This window comes from Streptomyces sp. NPDC052910 (assembly GCF_055585605.1).
The window spans coordinates 189,917-206,769 of the sequence record NZ_JBVJJR010000008.1 but is presented as its reverse complement, the minus strand read 5'-3'; the positions used below and the strand labels follow the sequence as shown (position 1 = coordinate 206,769).

The 16,853-nt window shown below is 74.7% G+C and carries 13 protein-coding genes; 7 read left to right on the top strand and 6 right to left on the bottom strand.

The window, feature by feature from the left end:
* Nucleotides 1–25 precede the first annotated feature (25 nt).
* Both ACZ6X9_RS26605 and ACZ6X9_RS26600 read left to right on the top strand, forming a co-directional pair.
* Nucleotides 26–865 (top strand): ABC transporter ATP-binding protein, encoded by an 840-nt coding sequence (locus ACZ6X9_RS26605; RefSeq protein ID WP_469780527.1) that lies wholly within the window; start codon nt 26–28, stop codon nt 863–865.
* Entirely contained in the window at nt 862–1,527 is a 666-nt protein-coding gene (locus ACZ6X9_RS26600; RefSeq protein ID WP_469780526.1) for an ABC transporter, read from the top strand. The genes ACZ6X9_RS26605 and ACZ6X9_RS26600 overlap by 4 nt, the downstream gene beginning before the upstream one ends.
* A gap of 22 nt (nt 1,528–1,549) precedes the next feature.
* Here the strand turns inward: ACZ6X9_RS26600 and ACZ6X9_RS26595 are convergent, their stop codons facing one another.
* Together ACZ6X9_RS26595 and zapE are read right to left on the bottom strand one after the other, a co-directional pair.
* Nucleotides 1,550–2,407: a polysaccharide deacetylase family protein gene (locus tag ACZ6X9_RS26595; RefSeq protein ID WP_469780653.1), complete on the bottom strand. Its 858-nt coding sequence runs from the start codon at nt 2,405–2,407 to the stop codon at nt 1,550–1,552.
* Nucleotides 2,408–2,559: 152 nt separating this feature from the next.
* Nucleotides 2,560–3,651 carry a cell division protein ZapE gene (gene zapE / locus ACZ6X9_RS26590; RefSeq protein WP_469780525.1) on the bottom strand — a complete coding sequence of 364 codons (1,092 nt, stop codon included), beginning with the start codon at nt 3,649–3,651 and terminating at the stop codon, nt 2,560–2,562.
* Nucleotides 3,652–3,746: 95 nt separating this feature from the next.
* On the opposite strand from zapE, the gene ACZ6X9_RS26585 reads away from it, so the two are divergent.
* From ACZ6X9_RS26585 to msrB, 4 genes are all read left to right on the top strand, one after another.
* On the top strand, nt 3,747–4,547 hold the full coding sequence (locus tag ACZ6X9_RS26585) for a pyrimidine reductase family protein (RefSeq protein WP_469780524.1): 801 nt from the start codon (nt 3,747–3,749) through the stop codon (nt 4,545–4,547).
* A 227-nt stretch (nt 4,548–4,774) separates the two neighbouring features.
* Nucleotides 4,775–5,296 (top strand): indole-3-glycerol phosphate synthase, encoded by a 522-nt coding sequence (locus ACZ6X9_RS26580; RefSeq protein WP_469780523.1) that lies wholly within the window; start codon nt 4,775–4,777, stop codon nt 5,294–5,296.
* A 240-nt stretch (nt 5,297–5,536) separates the two neighbouring features.
* On the top strand, nt 5,537–6,934 hold the full coding sequence (murC, locus tag ACZ6X9_RS26575) for a UDP-N-acetylmuramate--L-alanine ligase (protein ID WP_469780522.1): 1,398 nt from the start codon (nt 5,537–5,539) through the stop codon (nt 6,932–6,934).
* Between the two features lie 37 nt (nt 6,935–6,971).
* On the top strand, nt 6,972–7,379 hold the full coding sequence (gene msrB / locus ACZ6X9_RS26570; protein ID WP_469780521.1) for a peptide-methionine (R)-S-oxide reductase MsrB: 408 nt from the start codon (nt 6,972–6,974) through the stop codon (nt 7,377–7,379).
* Nucleotides 7,380–7,725: 346 nt separating this feature from the next.
* Here msrB and treZ read toward each other — a convergent pair whose 3' ends face one another.
* Nucleotides 7,726–9,468 carry a malto-oligosyltrehalose trehalohydrolase gene (gene treZ / locus ACZ6X9_RS26565; RefSeq protein WP_469780520.1) on the bottom strand — a complete coding sequence of 581 codons (1,743 nt, stop codon included), beginning with the start codon at nt 9,466–9,468 and terminating at the stop codon, nt 7,726–7,728.
* A gap of 133 nt (nt 9,469–9,601) precedes the next feature.
* Entirely contained in the window at nt 9,602–11,014 is a 1,413-nt protein-coding gene (lpdA, locus tag ACZ6X9_RS26560) for a dihydrolipoyl dehydrogenase (RefSeq protein WP_469780519.1), read from the bottom strand.
* 94 nt (nt 11,015–11,108) lie between these two features.
* Between lpdA and ACZ6X9_RS26555 the strand changes: the two genes are divergently transcribed.
* Nucleotides 11,109–12,023, top strand: a complete 915-nt coding sequence (locus ACZ6X9_RS26555) for a LysR family transcriptional regulator (protein ID WP_469780518.1) — start codon at nt 11,109–11,111, stop codon at nt 12,021–12,023.
* A gap of 254 nt (nt 12,024–12,277) precedes the next feature.
* Here the strand turns inward: ACZ6X9_RS26555 and treY are convergent, their stop codons facing one another.
* Complete coding sequence (treY, locus tag ACZ6X9_RS26550; protein WP_469780517.1) at nt 12,278–14,644, bottom strand: malto-oligosyltrehalose synthase; 2,367 nt, start codon at nt 14,642–14,644, stop codon at nt 12,278–12,280.
* Between the two features lie 40 nt (nt 14,645–14,684).
* Nucleotides 14,685–16,811 carry a glycogen debranching protein GlgX gene (gene glgX, locus ACZ6X9_RS26545; RefSeq protein ID WP_469780516.1) on the bottom strand — a complete coding sequence of 709 codons (2,127 nt, stop codon included), beginning with the start codon at nt 16,809–16,811 and terminating at the stop codon, nt 14,685–14,687.
* Between the last annotated feature and the right edge of the window lie 42 nt (nt 16,812–16,853).

The window sequence follows — 16,853 nt, the reverse complement described above, 5'->3', positions numbered from 1 at the left end:
GGAATCGGGGAGGGGTGGGGATCCTGTGGAACTCCGGGACGTGGGCCGCCGGTACGGCGTGCGCGGCCGGTGGGTGCTCAGGGACGTCGGTCTGCGGGTGACGGCCGGCACGCTGCTGAGGATCGAGGGCGGCAACGGCAGCGGCAAGTCCACGCTGCTGCGGCTGCTGGCCGGCATCGACGCCCCCAGCGCCGGACGGATCACCGGCCGGCCCCGCACCGCGTACGTCCCCGAGCGCTTCCCCGCGGCGCTGCCGCTCACCGCCCTCGGCTACCTCACCCGCCTCGGCCGTATCCACGGCCTCGGCCGGCGCGCGGCCGACCGCGCCGCCGGAGAGTGGCTGGAACGCTTCGGCGCCGGCCGGTACGCCCACACGCCGCTGCGGGAGCTCTCCAAGGGCACGACGCAGAAGGTCGCCGTGGCCCAGGGGCTGGTCGGCACCCCCGGACTGCTCGTCCTCGACGAGGCGTGGACCGGGCTCGACCGCGACTCCCGCGGCGTCCTCGACCGGGCCGTCCTCGACCGCGTCGCCGAGGGCGGTGCCGTCGTCTTCGTCGACCACGACCCGCGGCGGCTGGCGCGGGCGTGCGGTGGGATCCGGCGGGTGGAGGGCGGCCGGCTCGTTCCCGTGACGGCAGGCGCCGAAGCCCGCGCCGGCCGCGTCCGCGTCGAGGCCGAGGGCGCAGGTCCGCCGCCCGGCCGGCTGCCCGGCGACCCGGACCGCGAACGGGTCGACGGCGCCGTCCGGTTCACCGTGGCCGCCGCCGACTCCGACGCGCTGCTCCACGCCCTGCTCACCGCCGCACCGCCCTGGCACATCCGCTCGGTGACCGCCGCGCCCGCCCCGGAGGAACCGCACCGATGACCGCCCTGCTGCGCTACCAGGCCGCCCTGCTGCTCCGCTCGCACCGCTGGCTCCCGCCGCTGCTGCTGTACGCCGCCCTCCTCACGGTCGCGGTACGGCCCGGGGAGCCCGTCCTGGACTCCCTCGGGCTCGCCGCCGTCCTCCTGGTGCCGGTGGCCGCGTGGCTGGCGCGCGTCGGCGTCACCAACGAACCGGACGCCGCCCGGGACTGCGCCGCCGCGGCGGCCGGGCCGTGGCGCGTCCACCTCGCCGGGCTGCTCACCGGCCTGGCCGCCGCGCTCGTCCTCGCGGGGGCAGGCACCGCGGTCGTGGCGCTGATATCCGACCCGCACGCCTCCGGCCGGCGGGCCGCCGTGCCGCTGGGACCGGCCGTCGGCGCGGGGCTCACGGCCGCCGTGAGCTGCGCCCTGCTCGGCACGGCCGTCGGCGCCCTCTGCAACCGGCCGCTGCTGCGCAGCGCGGCCCGGTCCGTACCGGCCACCGCGCTGGCCGTCTTCCTGGTCCTGCTCCCCGGCGGCTCGCCCGCCCACGCCGCCGTCACCGAGCTGGTCAGCGGCTCGCGCAGCGGGGAGGTGAGCTGGCCGCTGCTGCCGCTGGCCGTGGCGGCGGTGTTCGCGGCGGGCGCGGCGGCGGTGGCCTGTGCGCTGAGTTCACGGCGGTAGCGGGCGCGGCCGTCCCCGGGGGTCAGCCGCCGGCGATCAGGTCGGAGACGCGGACGAGTTCGTAGCCGCGCTCCCGGAGCCGGGGGACGATCGTCCGGACGGCCGCCTCCGTCGCCGGCGCGGCGCTGCGGGTGCAGTGCATCACGACGACCGAACCGGGCCGGACCTTCGCCAGCACCTCGTCCGCCACCGGGCCCGGCCGCTTGGCGAACGCGTCGCCGCTTATGACGTCCCACTGCACGGCCGTCACCTTCGCCGGGCCCAACTCCTTGAGCACGGCCGGATTGTGGCAGCCGCCCGGAAAGCGGAAGTACGGCACCGTCCGCTCGACCCGCGCCCGCCGGAACGCGGCGAACGCCTTCTCCACGTCCGCTCGTGCCCCGCCCGGCTTCACCGTCGGCAGGCCGTAGCAGGGCGTGGCGAACGCGTGGTGGCTGTAGGAGTGGTTGGCGACCTCGAAGAGCGGGTCCGCGCCGATCGACCGCGCCTGGTCCGGGTACTGCTCGGCCCATCTGCCCGTCATGAAGATCGTGGCGGGGGCTTTGAACCGCCGGAGGGTGGCGATGAGTGCCGGATTGTCGAAGTGCTCGCCCCTCGCGGCGCGCGGGCCCTGGTCGGACGTCATGTCGGCGTCGAAGGTGAGGGCCACGCGTTTGCCGCGGTCACGGCGGCCGTGGGAGAAGAGGGCGATTGCGCCGGAGGGGGATGGAGGGAGCGTGGGGGCTGCTGTGGGGGTCGGTTTCGCCGGGGTGGGTGTGGCGGGCGCCGGCTTTCCGCTGGGGGCCGCGGAGGCCGTTCCGTTGCCGCTGCCGCCGCCGCAGGCGGTCGCGCAGCAGAGGAGGGCGAGGGCGAGGGCGGGGGCGCGGAGGGGGCGGGATATGCGAAGCACGGGGGGACGTTACCCCGGTGGGGGTTGCCCCTGACCCTCCCTTTCGCCGTTTCCCGGGGCTGCGCCCCAGACCCCCTTGTCGCGGCTTCGCCGCTCGTCCTCAAACGCCGGACGGGCTGTAAAAGGTGGGGGCGCCCCCACCCTCAGCCCTCCGCCAAGGACTTCGCGTCGCGCGCCAGCGCCGTAAGCCGCGAAATCGCCCGGAAGTACTTCTTCCGGTACCCGCCCGCGAGCATCTCCTCGCTGAACAGCCGGTCGAACGGCCGCCCGGACGCCAGGACCGGTACCTCCCGGTCGTAGAGCCGGTCGGCGAGGACGACGAGGCGCAGGGCGGTCGACTGGTCGGGTACCGGCTCGACGCCGGTGAGGCAGACGGCGCGGACGCCGTCGCAGAGGGCGCCGTAGCGGCTGGGGTGGACCTGGGAGAGGTGGTGGAGGAGGGCGGGGAAGTCGTCCAGGGAGGCGCCCTCGACCGAGTGGGCCACGCGCTTGACGGTCTCGTCGTCGTAGGGGGCGGGAGCCTCGGGGAGGCCGCGGTGGCGGTAGTCCTCGCCGTCGATGCGCAGGGCGCGGAAGTGGGCCGAGAGGCCCTGGATCTCGCGGAGGAAGTCGGCGGCGGCGAACCGGCCCTCGCCGAGCTTGCCGGGCAGCGTGTTGGAGGTCGCGGCGAGCGCGACGCCCTGTTCGACGAGCTTGCCGAGCAGGGTGGAGACGAGGACGGTGTCGCCCGGGTCGTCCAGCTCGAACTCGTCGATGCAGAGCAGCTCGTGCCCGCCGAGCGTGCGTACGGTCTGCTGGAAGCCGAGGGCGCCGACCAGGTTCGTCAGCTCGACGAAGGTGCCGAACGCCTTCCGCTCCGGGGCGGCGGGCGCCGCGTGCCAGAGCGAGGCCAGCAGGTGCGTCTTGCCGACGCCGTAGCCGCCGTCGAGGTAGACGCCGCGCGGGCCGGCCGGGGCGGGCTTGGCCTCCCGCCGGAACCAGCGCTTCCGGCCGCTGCCCGCGGCCGGGGCGCCGAGCCCGGCCGCGAAGCCGGAGAGCACCCGGACGGCCTCGGTCTGGCTGGGCTGGTTCGGGTCCGGTATGTAGGTGTCGAACCGCACCGCGTCGAAGCGCGGCGGCGGCACCATCTCGGCGACCAGGCGCTCGGCCGGTACGTGCGGGGTGCGCGAGGTGAGCGCGACGGGCTGCTCGCCCGTCGGGCGGGCGTCTGGGGAAGCTGCGGTGGAGGACGACACAACTCTCCAGCGTAGCCGCTGACGGGCGCGGGACGGCCGGGACCGGAGCGAGCCATGTCACACCCGGGACGGCGAGGCGTGTCACACTGCGGCACATGCGACGCCTGTTCCCCGTGCCCACCGTGCCCGCCGACCTCGAGGACCGTGCCTGGGCGCTCGACGAACTGGCCGACCTCTACGCCTACCCCGCGTCCGTCGCCGAGGGACGCCCCTGGCTGCGCGCCAACATGGTCTCCTCGCTCGACGGCGCCGCCCACCACGAGGGCCGCTCCCAGCCGCTGTCCTCCGCCGCCGACATGCGGATCTTCGGTACGCTGCGCGCGCTCGCCGACGCCGTCGTGGTCGGCGCGGAGACCGTCCGGCAGGAGGGGTACCGCCCGGCGCGCGTGCGCGAGGCGTTCGCCGCCCGCCGCGCCGCGCTCGGCCAGTCGCCCGCGCCGGTGATCGCGGTGGTGAGCGCCGGGCTCGACCTGGACTTCTCGCTGCCGCTGTTCGCCGGGCCGCTGGTGCCGACCCTGGTGCTGACCGGCGAGGCGGCCCCCGCCGAGCGGCGGGACGCGGCCGCCGCGGCGGGCGTGGAGGTCGTCGTGGCCGGCGAGGGGCGGACGGTGGACGTGGCGCGCATACCGGAGCTGCTGGCCGCGCGGGGCATGCCGCGGCTGCTGACCGAGGGCGGGCCGCGGCTCCTCGGACAGCTCACGGCGGCCGGGGTGCTGGACGAGCTGTGTCTGTCGCTCGCCCCGATGGTCGCCGCCGGGGTCGCGCCCCGGATCGCCGGCGGGCCCCCGCTGGAGGTGCCGCGGCGGTTCGCGCTGGCGTCGGTGCTGGAACAGGACGGGTTCCTGTTCACCCGGTACCGGACGGGAACGGGCGGGGCGGCACCGGACGGGGCGTGACGGACGGCGTTCCTGACCGTTCCTCGATGACCGTTCCCCGATGATGACCGTTCCCCGATCGGCATCCGACAATCAGCGGAATTCCCTGTTCCGCTTATCGTCCGACGGGCAGAATTGTGTCGGACGCTCCCCCGGGGGCACGGGTTCGAAACAGCGGGCTCCGAGGGAGCACGCGCAGGATGGTTTCTGTGTGGGCCCGGGGCCCACGGAGGAGAAGGGCGCCGACCGTGTTCACGAGCGTATTGATGATCGAACAGCCGCTGTCCGCGACGGACGTCGACTTTGTCACGGGCCTGCATGACGACGATCTGTCCTTCGTGGTCCTGATGCAGCCCAGAGGCGCCGAGGACCGGCTGCTCCGCGCCATCGACGACGTCGCCCTGGGCGAGCTGGAACAGGCCGTCCACGAGGCGGACGAGCCCGAGGGCGAGGCGGCCCTGCGGCCCGCGGCCCTCGCCCTGGAGCACTCCCTGCGCCTCCTGCGGGGCGCCGGCAGCGAGGCGGTCGGCCAGATCATCGACGACCACCCGCTGGACCTGCTCCGTTCCGTCGTCGAGCAGACCCACGCCGACGAGGTGATCGTGCTGACCGCGCCCCACCTCGTCGAGGAGTTCTTCCACCGCGACTGGGCCTCGCGGGCCCGGCACAAGGTCGGCGTGCCCGTCCTCAAGCTGTACGCGCACGCGGACGCGGACGAGGGCTCCGACTCCGACGGGGCCGGGGAGCGGCCGGCCGCCGACGTGGAGTAGACGCCGGTCGTCAAAGAAGGCCGCCCGCCCGCGGCCATCCGGACAGGTGAGTCCGACGCCGGACGGGCTGACTCGTCAGCCGTCCGGCGTCCGGGGGCTCGGTGGCGCGGGGCGGGGCGGGGGCGCCCCCACCGGCCGGAGACCGCGTTGTCGGTGCCGGGTGCGAGAATCGGCGCAGTCGATCCCCGGAACCGCCGGGGACGACCGCATCAGCCGAGTACGACCCAGGGAGCACCGCACATGGCACCGGCCGTCCCCACGACGATGGACCGCCCGCACTTCATCGGCATCGGCGGCGCCGGCATGTCGGGCATCGCGAAGATCCTCGCCCAGCGCGGCGCCCGCGTGGCGGGCAGCGACGCGAAGGAGTCCGCGACCGCGGCGGCCCTGCGTGCCCTCGGCGTCACGGTGCACGTGGGCCACGCCGCCGGACACCTGGCCGAGGACGCCACCTGCGTCGTCGTCTCCAGCGCCATCCGGCAGGACAACCCGGAGCTGGCCGCCGCCGCCGAGCGGGGCGTCCCGGTCGTCCACCGGTCGGACGCGCTGGCCCGGCTGATGGACGGGCTGCGCCCGATCGCCGTCGCGGGCACCCACGGCAAGACGACCACCACGTCGATGCTGGCGGTGGCGCTGGACGCGCTCGGGCTCGACCCGTCGTACGCGATCGGCGGCGACCTGCACGGGCCCGGGACGAACGCCCGGCACGGCGCGGGCGAGATCTTCGTGGCGGAGGCGGACGAGAGCGACCGCAGCTTCCACAAGTACGCGCCCGAGGTCGCGATCATCCTCAACGCCGAGCTGGACCACCACGCGAACTACGCCTCGATGGAGGAGATCCACGAGTCGTTCGAGATCTTCGTCGGCCGGATCCGTCCGGGCGGCACGCTCGTCGTCTCCGCCGACCAGGAGGGCGCCCGGGAGCTGACCCGGCGGCTCGCCGGGCGCACCGGCGACGTCCGGGTCGTCACCTACGGCGAGGCCGAGGACGCCGACGTGCGGATCCTCGGCATCACCCCGCGCGGCCTGACCAGCGAGGTCACCGTGGTCCTCGACGGGCGTGAGATCACCTTCGGCGTCTCCGTGCCCGGCCGCCACTACGCGGGCAACGCGGTCGCCGCCCTCGCCGCCGGCGCCGCGCTCGGCATCCCGGCCGAGGAGCTGGCCGCCGCCCTCGGCAAGTACACCGGCGTCGGCCGCCGCCTCCAGCTCAAGGGCGAGGCCGCCGGCGTGCAGGTCGTCGACTCGTACGCGCACCACCCCACCGAGATGACCGCCGACCTGGAGGCCATGCGCGGCGCCGCGGCCGGCTCCCGGGTCCTGGTGGTCTTCCAGCCCCACCTGTTCAGCCGCACCCAGGAGCTGGGCATCGAGATGGGCCGGGCGCTCGCCCTGGCCGACGCGTCCGTCGTGCTCGACATCTACCCGGCCCGCGAGGACCCGATCCCCGGCATCACCAGCGCCATGATCATCGACGCGGCCCGGGAGGCCGGCGCCGAGGTTCGTGCCGAGCACGACATGGCCGCCGTCCCCGACGTCCTCGCGGGAATGGTCCGCCCCGGCGACCTCGTTCTCACCATGGGCGCGGGGGACGTCACGGACCTCGGTCCGCGGATCCTGGCCCGCCTGGAGAGCTGACCCGCCCGGAGCCAACCCCCGAGAGGACGTACGGCCCATGCCCTACGAGGTCGAGAAGACGGACGAACAGTGGCGCGCGGAACTGTCGCCGGAGGAGTACCAGGTGCTCCGCCGCGCCGGAACCGAACCGGCGTTCCGCGGTGAGTACACGGACACGACGACGGCCGGCGTCTACAGTTGCCGGGCGTGCGGCGCGGAGCTCTTCCGGTCCACCGAGAAGTTCGCGAGCCACTGCGGCTGGCCGAGCTTCTACGACCCCAAGGACTCCGACGCCGTCGAGCTCCTGGAGGACCGCTCGCACGGCATGGTCCGCACGGAGGTCCGCTGCGCCCGCTGCGGCTCCCACCTCGGACACGTCTTCGAGGGCGAGGGCTACCCGACCCCGACGGACCAGCGCTACTGCATCAACAGCATCGCGCTGCGCCTGGAGGCGGCGGAGGACTGAGGCCGGCCGGAGCGGATCCCGGCACCCGGAGAACCGGCCGTCCGCCGCCGGGGAGGCCGATGCCCGGCCGCCTGGCGACGGGGGGCGCCGACGGCCGGACGGCCGGTGAGCGAACGGAGGGGCCGCGGCCGGGACCGGCCGGCCGGGCGGTTGAGGGATGGCCGGCCGGCCCCTGCCACGACCGGAGACAATCCCCCGGTCGGTCACCCCAAGACTGCCCTGCCCGTGTGCGCCCGCACCGGGGCCGAACGGGTCGGTTCGGGGCCGTTCGGCCCCGGGACGGGCGGTGGCGGTCGGGCCGCGTTCCGGCGTCGGCCGCCCTCTCGCGCCAGCCGCCCTCTTGCTTTCAGCCCCCCGTGCGCAGGACCGCCGCCGATTCGGCGGGGAGCCGGAGGAGGCCGCCGTCGCCCGGGGCCGGGAGGGGGCGCCAGGCGGCCAGGACGCGGGTGGTGTCGGGGACGCGGCGTTCGGCCGGGGTGCGGGCGAGGTTGACGGCGACGAGCAGCGGGCCGCGGCGGAAGGTGAGGCAGCGGTCGGGGCCGAACTCCGGGGCGGTGTCCGTCCAGTCCGGGGCGGTCAACGCCGGTTCCGTGTGCCGGAGGGCGATCAACTGGCGGTACCAGCCGAGCAGTTCGGCGTGCGGGGTGTCGTTCGGTTCGTCCCAGTCGAGGCAGGAGCGGAGCCGGGTGGCCGGGTCCTGGGGGTCGGGGATCTCCGCCGCGGACCACCCGTGGGCGGCGAACTCGCGGCGCCTGCCGCGCCGTACGGCCTCGGCCAGCTCGGGGTCGGTGTGGTCGGTGAAGTACTGCCACGGCGTGCGGGCCCCCCACTCCTCGCCCATGAACAGCATCGGCGTGAAGGGCGCGCACAGCACCAGCGTGGCGGCGCAGGCGAGGAGGCCCGGGGAGAGCCGGGCGGCGAGGCGGTCGCCGAGTGCCCGGTTGCCGATCTGGTCGTGGGTCTGGGCGTAGCCCAGCAGCCGGTGGGCGGGTGTGGTGGCCGGGTCGAGCCGCCGGCCGTGCGGGCGGCCGCGGAACGTCGAGTACGTGCCGTCGTGGAAGAAGCCGCCGCGCAGCGTCTTGGTGAGGGCGAACGCGGGGTCCGCCGCGAAGTCGGCGTAATAGCCCTGGGACTCGCTGGTCAGCGCGGTGCGCAGGGCGTGGTGGAAGTCGTCGTTCCACTGGGCGTGCAGGCCCAGGCCGCCGGCCGCGCGCGGGGTGACGGTGGCGGGGTCGTTGCGGTCGGACTCGGCGATGAGGAAGAGGGGGCGGCCGAGGCGTTCCGCCAGGTCGTCCACGGCCGCCGACAGGTCGGCGAGGAAGTGGCGCGGGCCGTCGTCCACGAGCGCGTGCACCGCGTCCAGCCGTAGCCCGTCCAGCCGGTAGTCCGTCAGCCAGGCCAGGGCGCTGTCGATAAAGTACGTCCTGACCTCGTGTGACTCCGGCCCGTCGAGGTTCACGGCCGCGCCCCACGGCGTCTGGTGGCGGTCGGTGAAGTACGGGCCGAAGGCGGGCAGGTGGTTGCCGGACGGGCCCAGGTGGTTGTGCACCACGTCCAGGACGACGCCCAGGCCGTGCCCGTGCGCCGCGTCGACGAAGCGGCGCAGCCCGTCCGGGCCGCCGTACGGTTCGTGCACCGCCCAGGGGGCCACCCCGTCGTAACCCCAGTTGTGGCGGCCGGGGAACGGGCAGACGGGCATCAGCTCGATGTGGGTGACGCCCAGTGCGGCGAGGTGGGGAAGGCGGCGGGCCGCCGCGTCGAAGGTGCCTTCGCGGGTGAACGTGCCGGTGTGCAGCTCGTAGAGGACCGCGCCGGGGAGGCCGCGGCCCTCCCACGGGTGCCGCCACTCCCCGTGCGCCGGGTCGGCGACCGCCGCCAGGCCGTCGGGGCCGTCCGGGAGGCGGCGGGCCCGGGGATCGGGGAGGGGCGGGGCGCCGTCGAGGGCGAAGCCGTAGCGGGTGCCTTCGGTGCCGGGGGCTTCTCGCCGCCACCAGCCCTCGCGATCTGGGGCGCGTTCCATGGGGTGGGTGGTGCCGTTTGTGTGCAGGGTGACGTGCTTGGCTCGCGGGGCCCATACCTCGTACAGCACCGGCGGCTCCTCGGGTCGGGTGGGGAGGGTTGCCCCTGTCCCGCCCCTTCCCGTTTCTCGCGGGGGCAAGCCCCCGCACCCCCTTGTCGCGGCTTCGCCGCTGGTCCTCAAGCTCCCCCAGGGGGGTGCCCGCTCACACCTGGTGCAGACCCCGCCCCGCGAGCGACAGCATGACCTCCCCGACCGCCTCCGACAGCGTCGGATGCGGATGAATGTGCTGCGCCACATCCGCCGCCTCCGCGTCCCAGCCGACCATCAACTGGCCCTCGGCGATCATCTCCGAGACGTGGGGGCCGACGAGGTGGACACCGAGGATGCGGCCGTTCTTCTCCGCGACCGCCTTCACCATGCCGCCCTGGCCGTGGACCATGCCCTTGGCGGTGCCCGTCAGCGGCATGGTGTTGACCGTCACGTCGTGTCCGGCGGCGACGGCCTGTTCCTCGGAGAGCCCCACCGACGCGGTCTGCGGGCTGGAGTAGGTGACGCGGGGGACGGCCGCGTAGTCGACCGGGCGCGGGTCGCGGCCGGCCAGGGTCTCCGCGACGACCAGGCCCTCGGCGAACGAGGCGTGGGCCAGGCCGAGGGACGGCGGCGGCAGGAGGTCGCCGACCACGTGGACGCCGGGCACGGCGGTCTCGAACCGCGCCCAGTCGGCGGGGGCGAGGAAGCCGCGGGCGTCGGTCGACAGTCCCGCCGCGTCGAGGCCCAGGCCGTCCGTCACCGGCACCCGGCCGACGGCCACCAGCAGCCGGTGCACGGTCAGTTCGCGGACCTCGCCGCGCGCCGTGCGGACGGTCGCCCGGACGCCGCCCTCGAAGGGGCGCGCGTCCTCAAGGCGCGCGCCCGTCTGAACGTCGATGCCGCGCTTCTTCAGACCGCGGGTGAGGTGCCGGCTCACGTCCGCGTCCTCCAGCGGCAGCAGCCGGTCCGCCGCCTCGACCAGGGTGACCCGGGCGCCCATGGAGCGGTGCAGCGAGGCGTACTCGACGCCGATCGCGCCGCCGCCCAGCACCAGGACGGACGCCGGCAGCCCCGGTGCGAAGAGGGCGTCGTCGCTGGTGACGACGTGCCGACCGTCGGGCTCCAGGCCGGGCAGGGTGCGCGGGCGCGAGCCGGTGGCCAGGACCACACCACGTCGGGCGCGCCACTCCGTACCGGCCTCGGCGCCGGAGTCCACCCGGACCGTGCGGGCGGAGGTCAGGGAGGCGGAGCCGCGGACGACGCGGACGCCCGCCGCCGCCAGGTGGTTCTCGACGCCCTTGTGGTTGCGGCCGACGATGTCGTCGCGGGTCGCGGTCAGCGCGGCCCAGTCGACGGACTCCAGCGTGGCCCGTACGCCCCAGCGCTCGCGCCCCTCCGTGATGCCGTCCACCAGTTCCGCCGCGTGCAGCATCGCCTTGCTCGGTATGCAGCCCCGGTGCAGGCAGGTGCCGCCCACCAGATCGCGTTCGGCGAGCACCACGTCCAGGCCGAGGTGCGCGGCGCGCAGCGCGGTGCTGTAGCCGCCGGTGCCGCCGCCGATGACGATGACGTCTGTCTCATGCATGCCCCAACCCTGCGCCCAGCAGCGAATATGAGTCCAACGCAATGTTTCGATCGGAGCGGTGAGTGTTGTTCATGACGGGGGCGGAGGCCGAGTCGTGAGTCTGCGGCAGATGGAGTACCTGGTGGCCGTCGTCGAGGAGCGGTCGTTCACCCGCGCCGCCGAGACGCTCAACGTGACGCAGTCCGCCCTGTCCCATCAGATCAAGGCGCTCGAACGGGAGGTCGGCGGGCGGCTGCTGGAGCGGCTGCCGCGCGGTGTGGGGCTCACCCCCATGGGCCGGGCCTACCTGCCGCACGCCGAACTCGCCGTGCGGAGCGCCGAGCTCGCCCGCCGGGCGGCCAAGGCCGCCGCCGGGGCCGAGGGTGGCGAACTGCACGTCGCGACCCTGCACGCCCTCGCGATCGGCACCCTGCCGCCCGTCCTCGCCCGCTGGCGGCGCGAGTTCCCCGGTGTCCGGCTGCACCTGCACGAGTACCTGACCACGGACGAGCTGCGCGACCACATGGACCGGGGAGTGGCCGACATCGCGGTCGGCCCCCGGCCCGCGGGGTGGGAGGGGCCGGTGGTCTCCCTGGGGGAGGAGGAGATCCTCCTCGTCGTCTCCCGTGACGACCCCCTGGCGGACCGCAGCGATCCGGTCCGCCTCATCGAACTGGCCGACCGCGCCTGGGTGCGCTGTGTCCTGGAGCCGGTGATCGGCGGCCGGCGGTGGCTCGACTGGGTCTGCGCCCAGCACGGCTTCCGGCCGCTGACCGCCATGGAGGTCCAGCACGCGTCGACCGCGGTCCGGCTGGCGGTGGCGGGCGTCGGCATCCTCGCCTGCTCGGCGGACGTGGCCCGGACGACCGTCGGGGCGGTCACGGTCCCGGTGGACCCCGAGTGGCGGCGGGAGCAGACGGCGTACTCCCGCGTCGATCTGACGGGGGCGGCGCTGCGGTTCGCGCAGATGTGCCGGGAAGGGGCGTTCGGCGGCGTCGCGGCCGTCGGCGCGGCGCGGGTGGGGGCGTGATCACGGGACGGGTTCTCCGCCCGGCGCCGGGGCCGGATGCCGTGCCCCCTCCGGCGGCCGGCGCGGACCCGTCCCCCGACGCCCCGATGCTCCGACACCCCGACGGGCCGCGCCGAGAGCCGGACGGCGCCCCGCCCTCCGGCCCGGCGCCGGGACCGGATTCCGCGCACTCTCCGGCGGCCGGCGCGGACCCGTCCCCCGGCGCTCCCCGATGCCCCGGCGGGCCGCGCCGAGAGCCGGACGGCGCCCGGCTCTCACTCCCGTGTCAGCAGCGCCACCGGATACCGGTGCAACAACCGCCCCAGCAGCGCCCGCTCCTCGCACACCCGGCCGGTCAGCAGCTCGCGCCACCCGCCGCCCCCCGGAAGCGTCAGCGCCGTGTCGCCCCAGCCGCCCGCCGCCTCCAGCCCCCGCGCCAGCCGCGTCACCACCGTGACCACCTCGCCGGAGCGGGCGAAGGCGACACAGTGGTCCGCGCCGGGGCCGGTGGCGGTCAGCGGGGCGTAGGCGGCGTCCGGGCCGAACCAGGCGGGGTGGGCGCGGCGGAGGCGCAGGGCGGTACGGGTGAGGTGCAGCTTTTCGGCGGCGAGACCCGCGGGCGGCTCCTCGGCAGCGAAGTCCGGCGGGCGGCGGTTGTCGGGGTCGACGAGGGTACGGGAGACGCGTTCGGTGCCCATGTAGACGTCGGGGACGCCGGGCATGGTCAGGTGCAGCAGGGCCGCGCCCAGCGTGTTCGCCCGGACGGACGCGGCGGTGGTCCGCGCGAAGGCGGTGAGCTCCTCATGGCCCGGGCCGCACGGGCCCGCGACGACGAAGCGCTCCACCGCCTGCTCGTACGCCGTGTCCGGCTCGGTCCAGGTCGTGCGCAGCGCCGCCTCGCGGACGCTCTTGAGGACGGCGGGGACGAGCCGCAGGGCGTCCGGCTCGCCCAGGCCGAAGGCGGCCTGCCAGGCCGTCCAGGCCACGTGCGGCTCGGGCGGGGGCGTGCGTCCGGTGACCTCGGCGAGCAGCCGCGCCCACTCGTCCGGGTACTCGGTGAGCGCCGTCGTCCGCGCCCGGACGTCGGCGCTCCGCTTGGTGTCGTGCGTCGACAGGACGGTGCCGGTGGCGGGCCAGTCGCGGTGCAACCGCGCACAGAAGGCGTGGAACTCCTCCGGTGTGACGGCCGGCCGGCCGGGGGAGCCGCCGACCTCCGTCGCCGAGAGCAGCGGCGCGTACCGGTAGAAGGCGGTGTCCTCGACGGACTTGGCGTGCAGGGCGGCGGCGGTCTGCGCGAAGCGGGCGCAGAAGTCCCGGTGGTCCGGGCCGTCGCCGAGCCGGCCGAGCGCCGCGTCCCGCACCACGTCCACCGCGTCCGCCTCCTCCGGCACGGCGAAGGCCGACCGGGCCTCCCGCGCCGCCTCCTCCAGCATGACGGCGTCCGCCGGCGCCGCGGGTTCGCCGGGGCGGGCGTAGGGGCGGTAGACGGGCAGCCGGACGAGGATCTCGCACAGGGCCGTGCGCAGCGCCCAGGGGGCGTGGTCGCGCAGCGGCAGGGCGCCGTCGCAGATCCGGCCGGCGACGCGGACCAGGCGTTCGACCTCCGTCACCAGTTCGTGGGAGACCATCCGCCAGGCGGCCCGGCGCGCCGTGGCCGGCCAGTCGCCGCCGCGGTCGGGCGGCGGCGCGGCGAACGCCCGGTAGGCGGCGGTGAGCCGGTCGGCGCCGGCCGGGTCGGTGAACAGGCCGTCGACGCGGTGGAGGGCGTCGTAGCCGGTGGTGCCGGCCACCGGCCAGCCGGCCGGGAGCGTCTCGTCGCGGGCGAGGATCTTCTCGACGACCGTCCAGCGCCCGCCGGTGGCCTCGTGCAGCCGCCGGAGGTAGCCGGCCGGGTCGGCGAGCCCGTCCGGGTGGTCGATCCGCAGCCCGTCGGCCACCCCCTCGCGGAGCAACCGGAGCACCGTGGCGTGGGTGGCCTCGAAGACCTCCGGGTCCTCGACACGGACGGCGATCAGCTCGGAGACGGTGAAGAAACGGCGGTGGTTGAGCTCGGTGCGGGCCAGCCGCCACCAGGCCGGCCGGTACCACTGGGCGTCCAGCAGCTCGGGCAGCGGCAGCTTCTCGGTGCCGGGGCGCAGGGGGAGGACGTGGTCGTAGTAGCGCAGGGTGTCGCCGTCGACGGTGAAGCGGTCCAGCTCACCGCCGAGCCGGCCGGCCAGCAGGGGGAGCAGGACGCGTCCGCCGTGCTCGGCCCAGTCGATGTCGAACCAGTGGGCGTAACGGGAGGCCGGGCCGTCCCGCAGCACCTCCCACAGCGGCCCGTTGAGGTGCTCGGGCGCGGGGACGGCCATGTGGTTGGGCACGATGTCGAGGATCAGGCCGAGCCCGTGGGCGCGGGCGGTGCGGGACAGCGCGCGCAGCCCCTCCTCGCCGCCGAGCTCGGCCCGGACCGTCGTGTGGTCCGTCACGTCGTACCCGTGGGCCGAGCCGGGGACGGCCTCGAGGACGGGGGAGAGGTGCAGGTGGGAGACGCCGAGCGCGGCGAGGGCGGGCACGGCCCGCTCGGCTTCGGCGAAGGGCAGGGCGGGCTGGAGCTGGAGGCGGTAGGTCGCCGTCGGCGGCGCCGTGCTGTCGCGCTTCATGGGAACATCCGTACCCAGGTGAAGGGCTCATCTCGCAGCCCTACAGCGGGCGTTGCAGGACGGCCATGCTGCGGTCGGTCAGGGTGAGGCGGTCGCCGGCCGCGAGCTTCCGTCCGTCGTCCGTCACCCCGTCCGGGAGCGCCGTGTCGACCACGACCTGCCAGAGCCGCCCGTGGTCCGGGGGGATGACGAAGTCCAGCGGGCCGTGGTGGGCGTTGAACAGCAGCAGGAACGAGTCGTCGGCCACCCGCTCCCCGCGCGGTCCCGGCTCGGAGATGGCGCCGCCGTTGAGGAAGACCGTCAGGGACTTGGCGTAGGCGGCCTGCCAGTCGGCATCCCGCATCTCCTCCCCTTCCGGGGTGAACCAGGCGATGTCGGACAGCTCGTTGAAGGTGCCCTGCTCGGGGCGGCCGTGGAAGAAACGGCGGCGGCGGAAGACCGGGTGGTCGCGGCGGAGCCAGACCATGGCACGGGTGAAGGCCAGCATGCGCCGCGCCCGCTCGGCCGCCGTGCCGTCGGGGCCCGGCCAGTGCACCCAGGACAGCTCGCTGTCCTGACAGTAGGCGTTGTTGTTGCCGCGCTGGGTGCGGGCGAACTCGTCCCCGTGGCTGATCATCGGCACGCCCTGGCTGAGCAGCAGGGTGGCGATGAGGTTGCGCATCTGCCGCTCGCGCAGCGCGAGCACCGCGGGATCCTCGGTCTCGCCCTCGGCGCCGCAGTTCCACGACCGGTTGTGGCTCTCGCCGTCCCGGTTGTCCTCGCCGTTGGCCTCGTTGTGCTTCTCGTTGTACGAGACCAGGTCGTGCAGGGTGAAGCCGTCGTGGCACGTCACGAAGTTGACGGAGGCGAGCGGGCGGCGGCCGTCGTCCTGGTAGAGGTCGGAGGAGCCGGTCAGCCGGGAGCCGAAGTCGGCCAGGGTGGCCGGCTCGCCTCGCCAGAGGTCCCGGCAGGTATCCCGGAACTTGCCGTTCCACTCGGTCCACAGCGGCGGGAAGTTCCCCACCTGGTAGCCGCCCTCCCCGACGTCCCACGGCTCCGCGATCAGCTTCACCTGGCTCACCACCGGATCCTGCTGCACCAGGTCGAAGAACGACGACAGCCGGTCCACCTCGTGGAACTGCCGGGCGAGCGTCGCCGCCAGATCGAACCGGAACCCGTCCACCCGCATCTCGGTCACCCAGTACCGCAGCGAGTCCATGATGAGCTGGAGCACATGCGGACTGCGCATCAGCAGGCTGTTCCCGGTGCCGGTGGTGTCCATGTAGAACCGCGGATCGTCCGCCAGCCGGTAGTACGAAGCGTTGTCCAGACCGCGGAAGGAGAGCGTCGGCCCCAGGTGGTTGCCCTCGGCCGTGTGGTTGTACACGACATCCAGGATCACCTCGATGCCGGCCTCGTGCAGCGCCCGCACCGCCGACTTGAACTCCAGCACCTGCTGCCCGCGGTCGCCCCACGAGGCGTAGGCGTTGTGCGGGGCGAAGAAGCCGATGGTGTTGTAACCCCAGTAGTTGGCCAGGCCCAGGTCCGCCAGGCGGTGGTCGTTGACGAACTGGTGCACCGGCATCAGTTCGATCGCCGTCACCCCCAGGTCCTTCAGGTGGTTCACGATCGCCGGGTGCGCCAGCGCCGCGTAACTGCCCCGGATGTCCTCCGGCAGGTCCGGGTGAAGCATCGTCAGACCCTTGACGTGTGCCTCGTAGATGACCGTGCGGTGGTACTCGGTGCGCGGCGGCCGGTCGTCACCCCAGTCGAAGTACGGATTCACGACGACGGACGTCATCATGTGCGGAGCGGAGTCCAGGTCATTACGGGCGTCCGGATCGTCGAAGTGATAACCGTAGACCGCCTCACACCAGTCGACCGCACCGCTTACCGCTCGTGCGTACGGATCCAGGAGCAGCTTGGCGGAGTTGCACCGCTGCCCCCGCTCGGGGGCGTACGGGCCGTGGGCCCGGAAGCCGTACCGCTGCCCCGGCATCACCCCCGGGAGATAGGCATGGCGCACGAACGCGTCGCTCTCCCGCAGCTCGACCGCCGTCTCCGAACCGTCGTCGTGCAGCAGGCACAACTCGATCCGCTCCGCAGCCTCGGAGAAGACCGCGAAATTGGTGCCCGCACCGTCATAGGTGGCACCGAGGGGATACGCCTGTCCCGGCCAGACCTGCATAGGCTCGACTCTTTCGCTTCTCCGGGCTCACCCGGGGCACCG

Excerpts from the sequence above, each read along its gene's own strand:
- murC (WP_469780522.1), top strand. The coding sequence starts at position 5,537 with ATGGCACCGGCCGTCCCCACGACGATGGACCGCCCGCACTTCATCGGC.
- treY (WP_469780517.1), bottom strand. The coding sequence starts at position 14,644 with ATGAAGCGCGACAGCACGGCGCCGCCGACGGCGACCTACCGCCTCCAG.
- ACZ6X9_RS26600 (WP_469780526.1), top strand. The coding sequence starts at position 862 with ATGACCGCCCTGCTGCGCTACCAGGCCGCCCTGCTGCTCCGCTCGCAC.
- msrB (WP_469780521.1), top strand. The coding sequence starts at position 6,972 with ATGCCCTACGAGGTCGAGAAGACGGACGAACAGTGGCGCGCGGAACTG.
- glgX (WP_469780516.1), bottom strand. The coding sequence starts at position 16,811 with ATGCAGGTCTGGCCGGGACAGGCGTATCCCCTCGGTGCCACCTATGAC.
- ACZ6X9_RS26585 (WP_469780524.1), top strand. The coding sequence starts at position 3,747 with ATGCGACGCCTGTTCCCCGTGCCCACCGTGCCCGCCGACCTCGAGGAC.
- lpdA (WP_469780519.1), bottom strand. The coding sequence starts at position 11,014 with ATGCATGAGACAGACGTCATCGTCATCGGCGGCGGCACCGGCGGCTAC.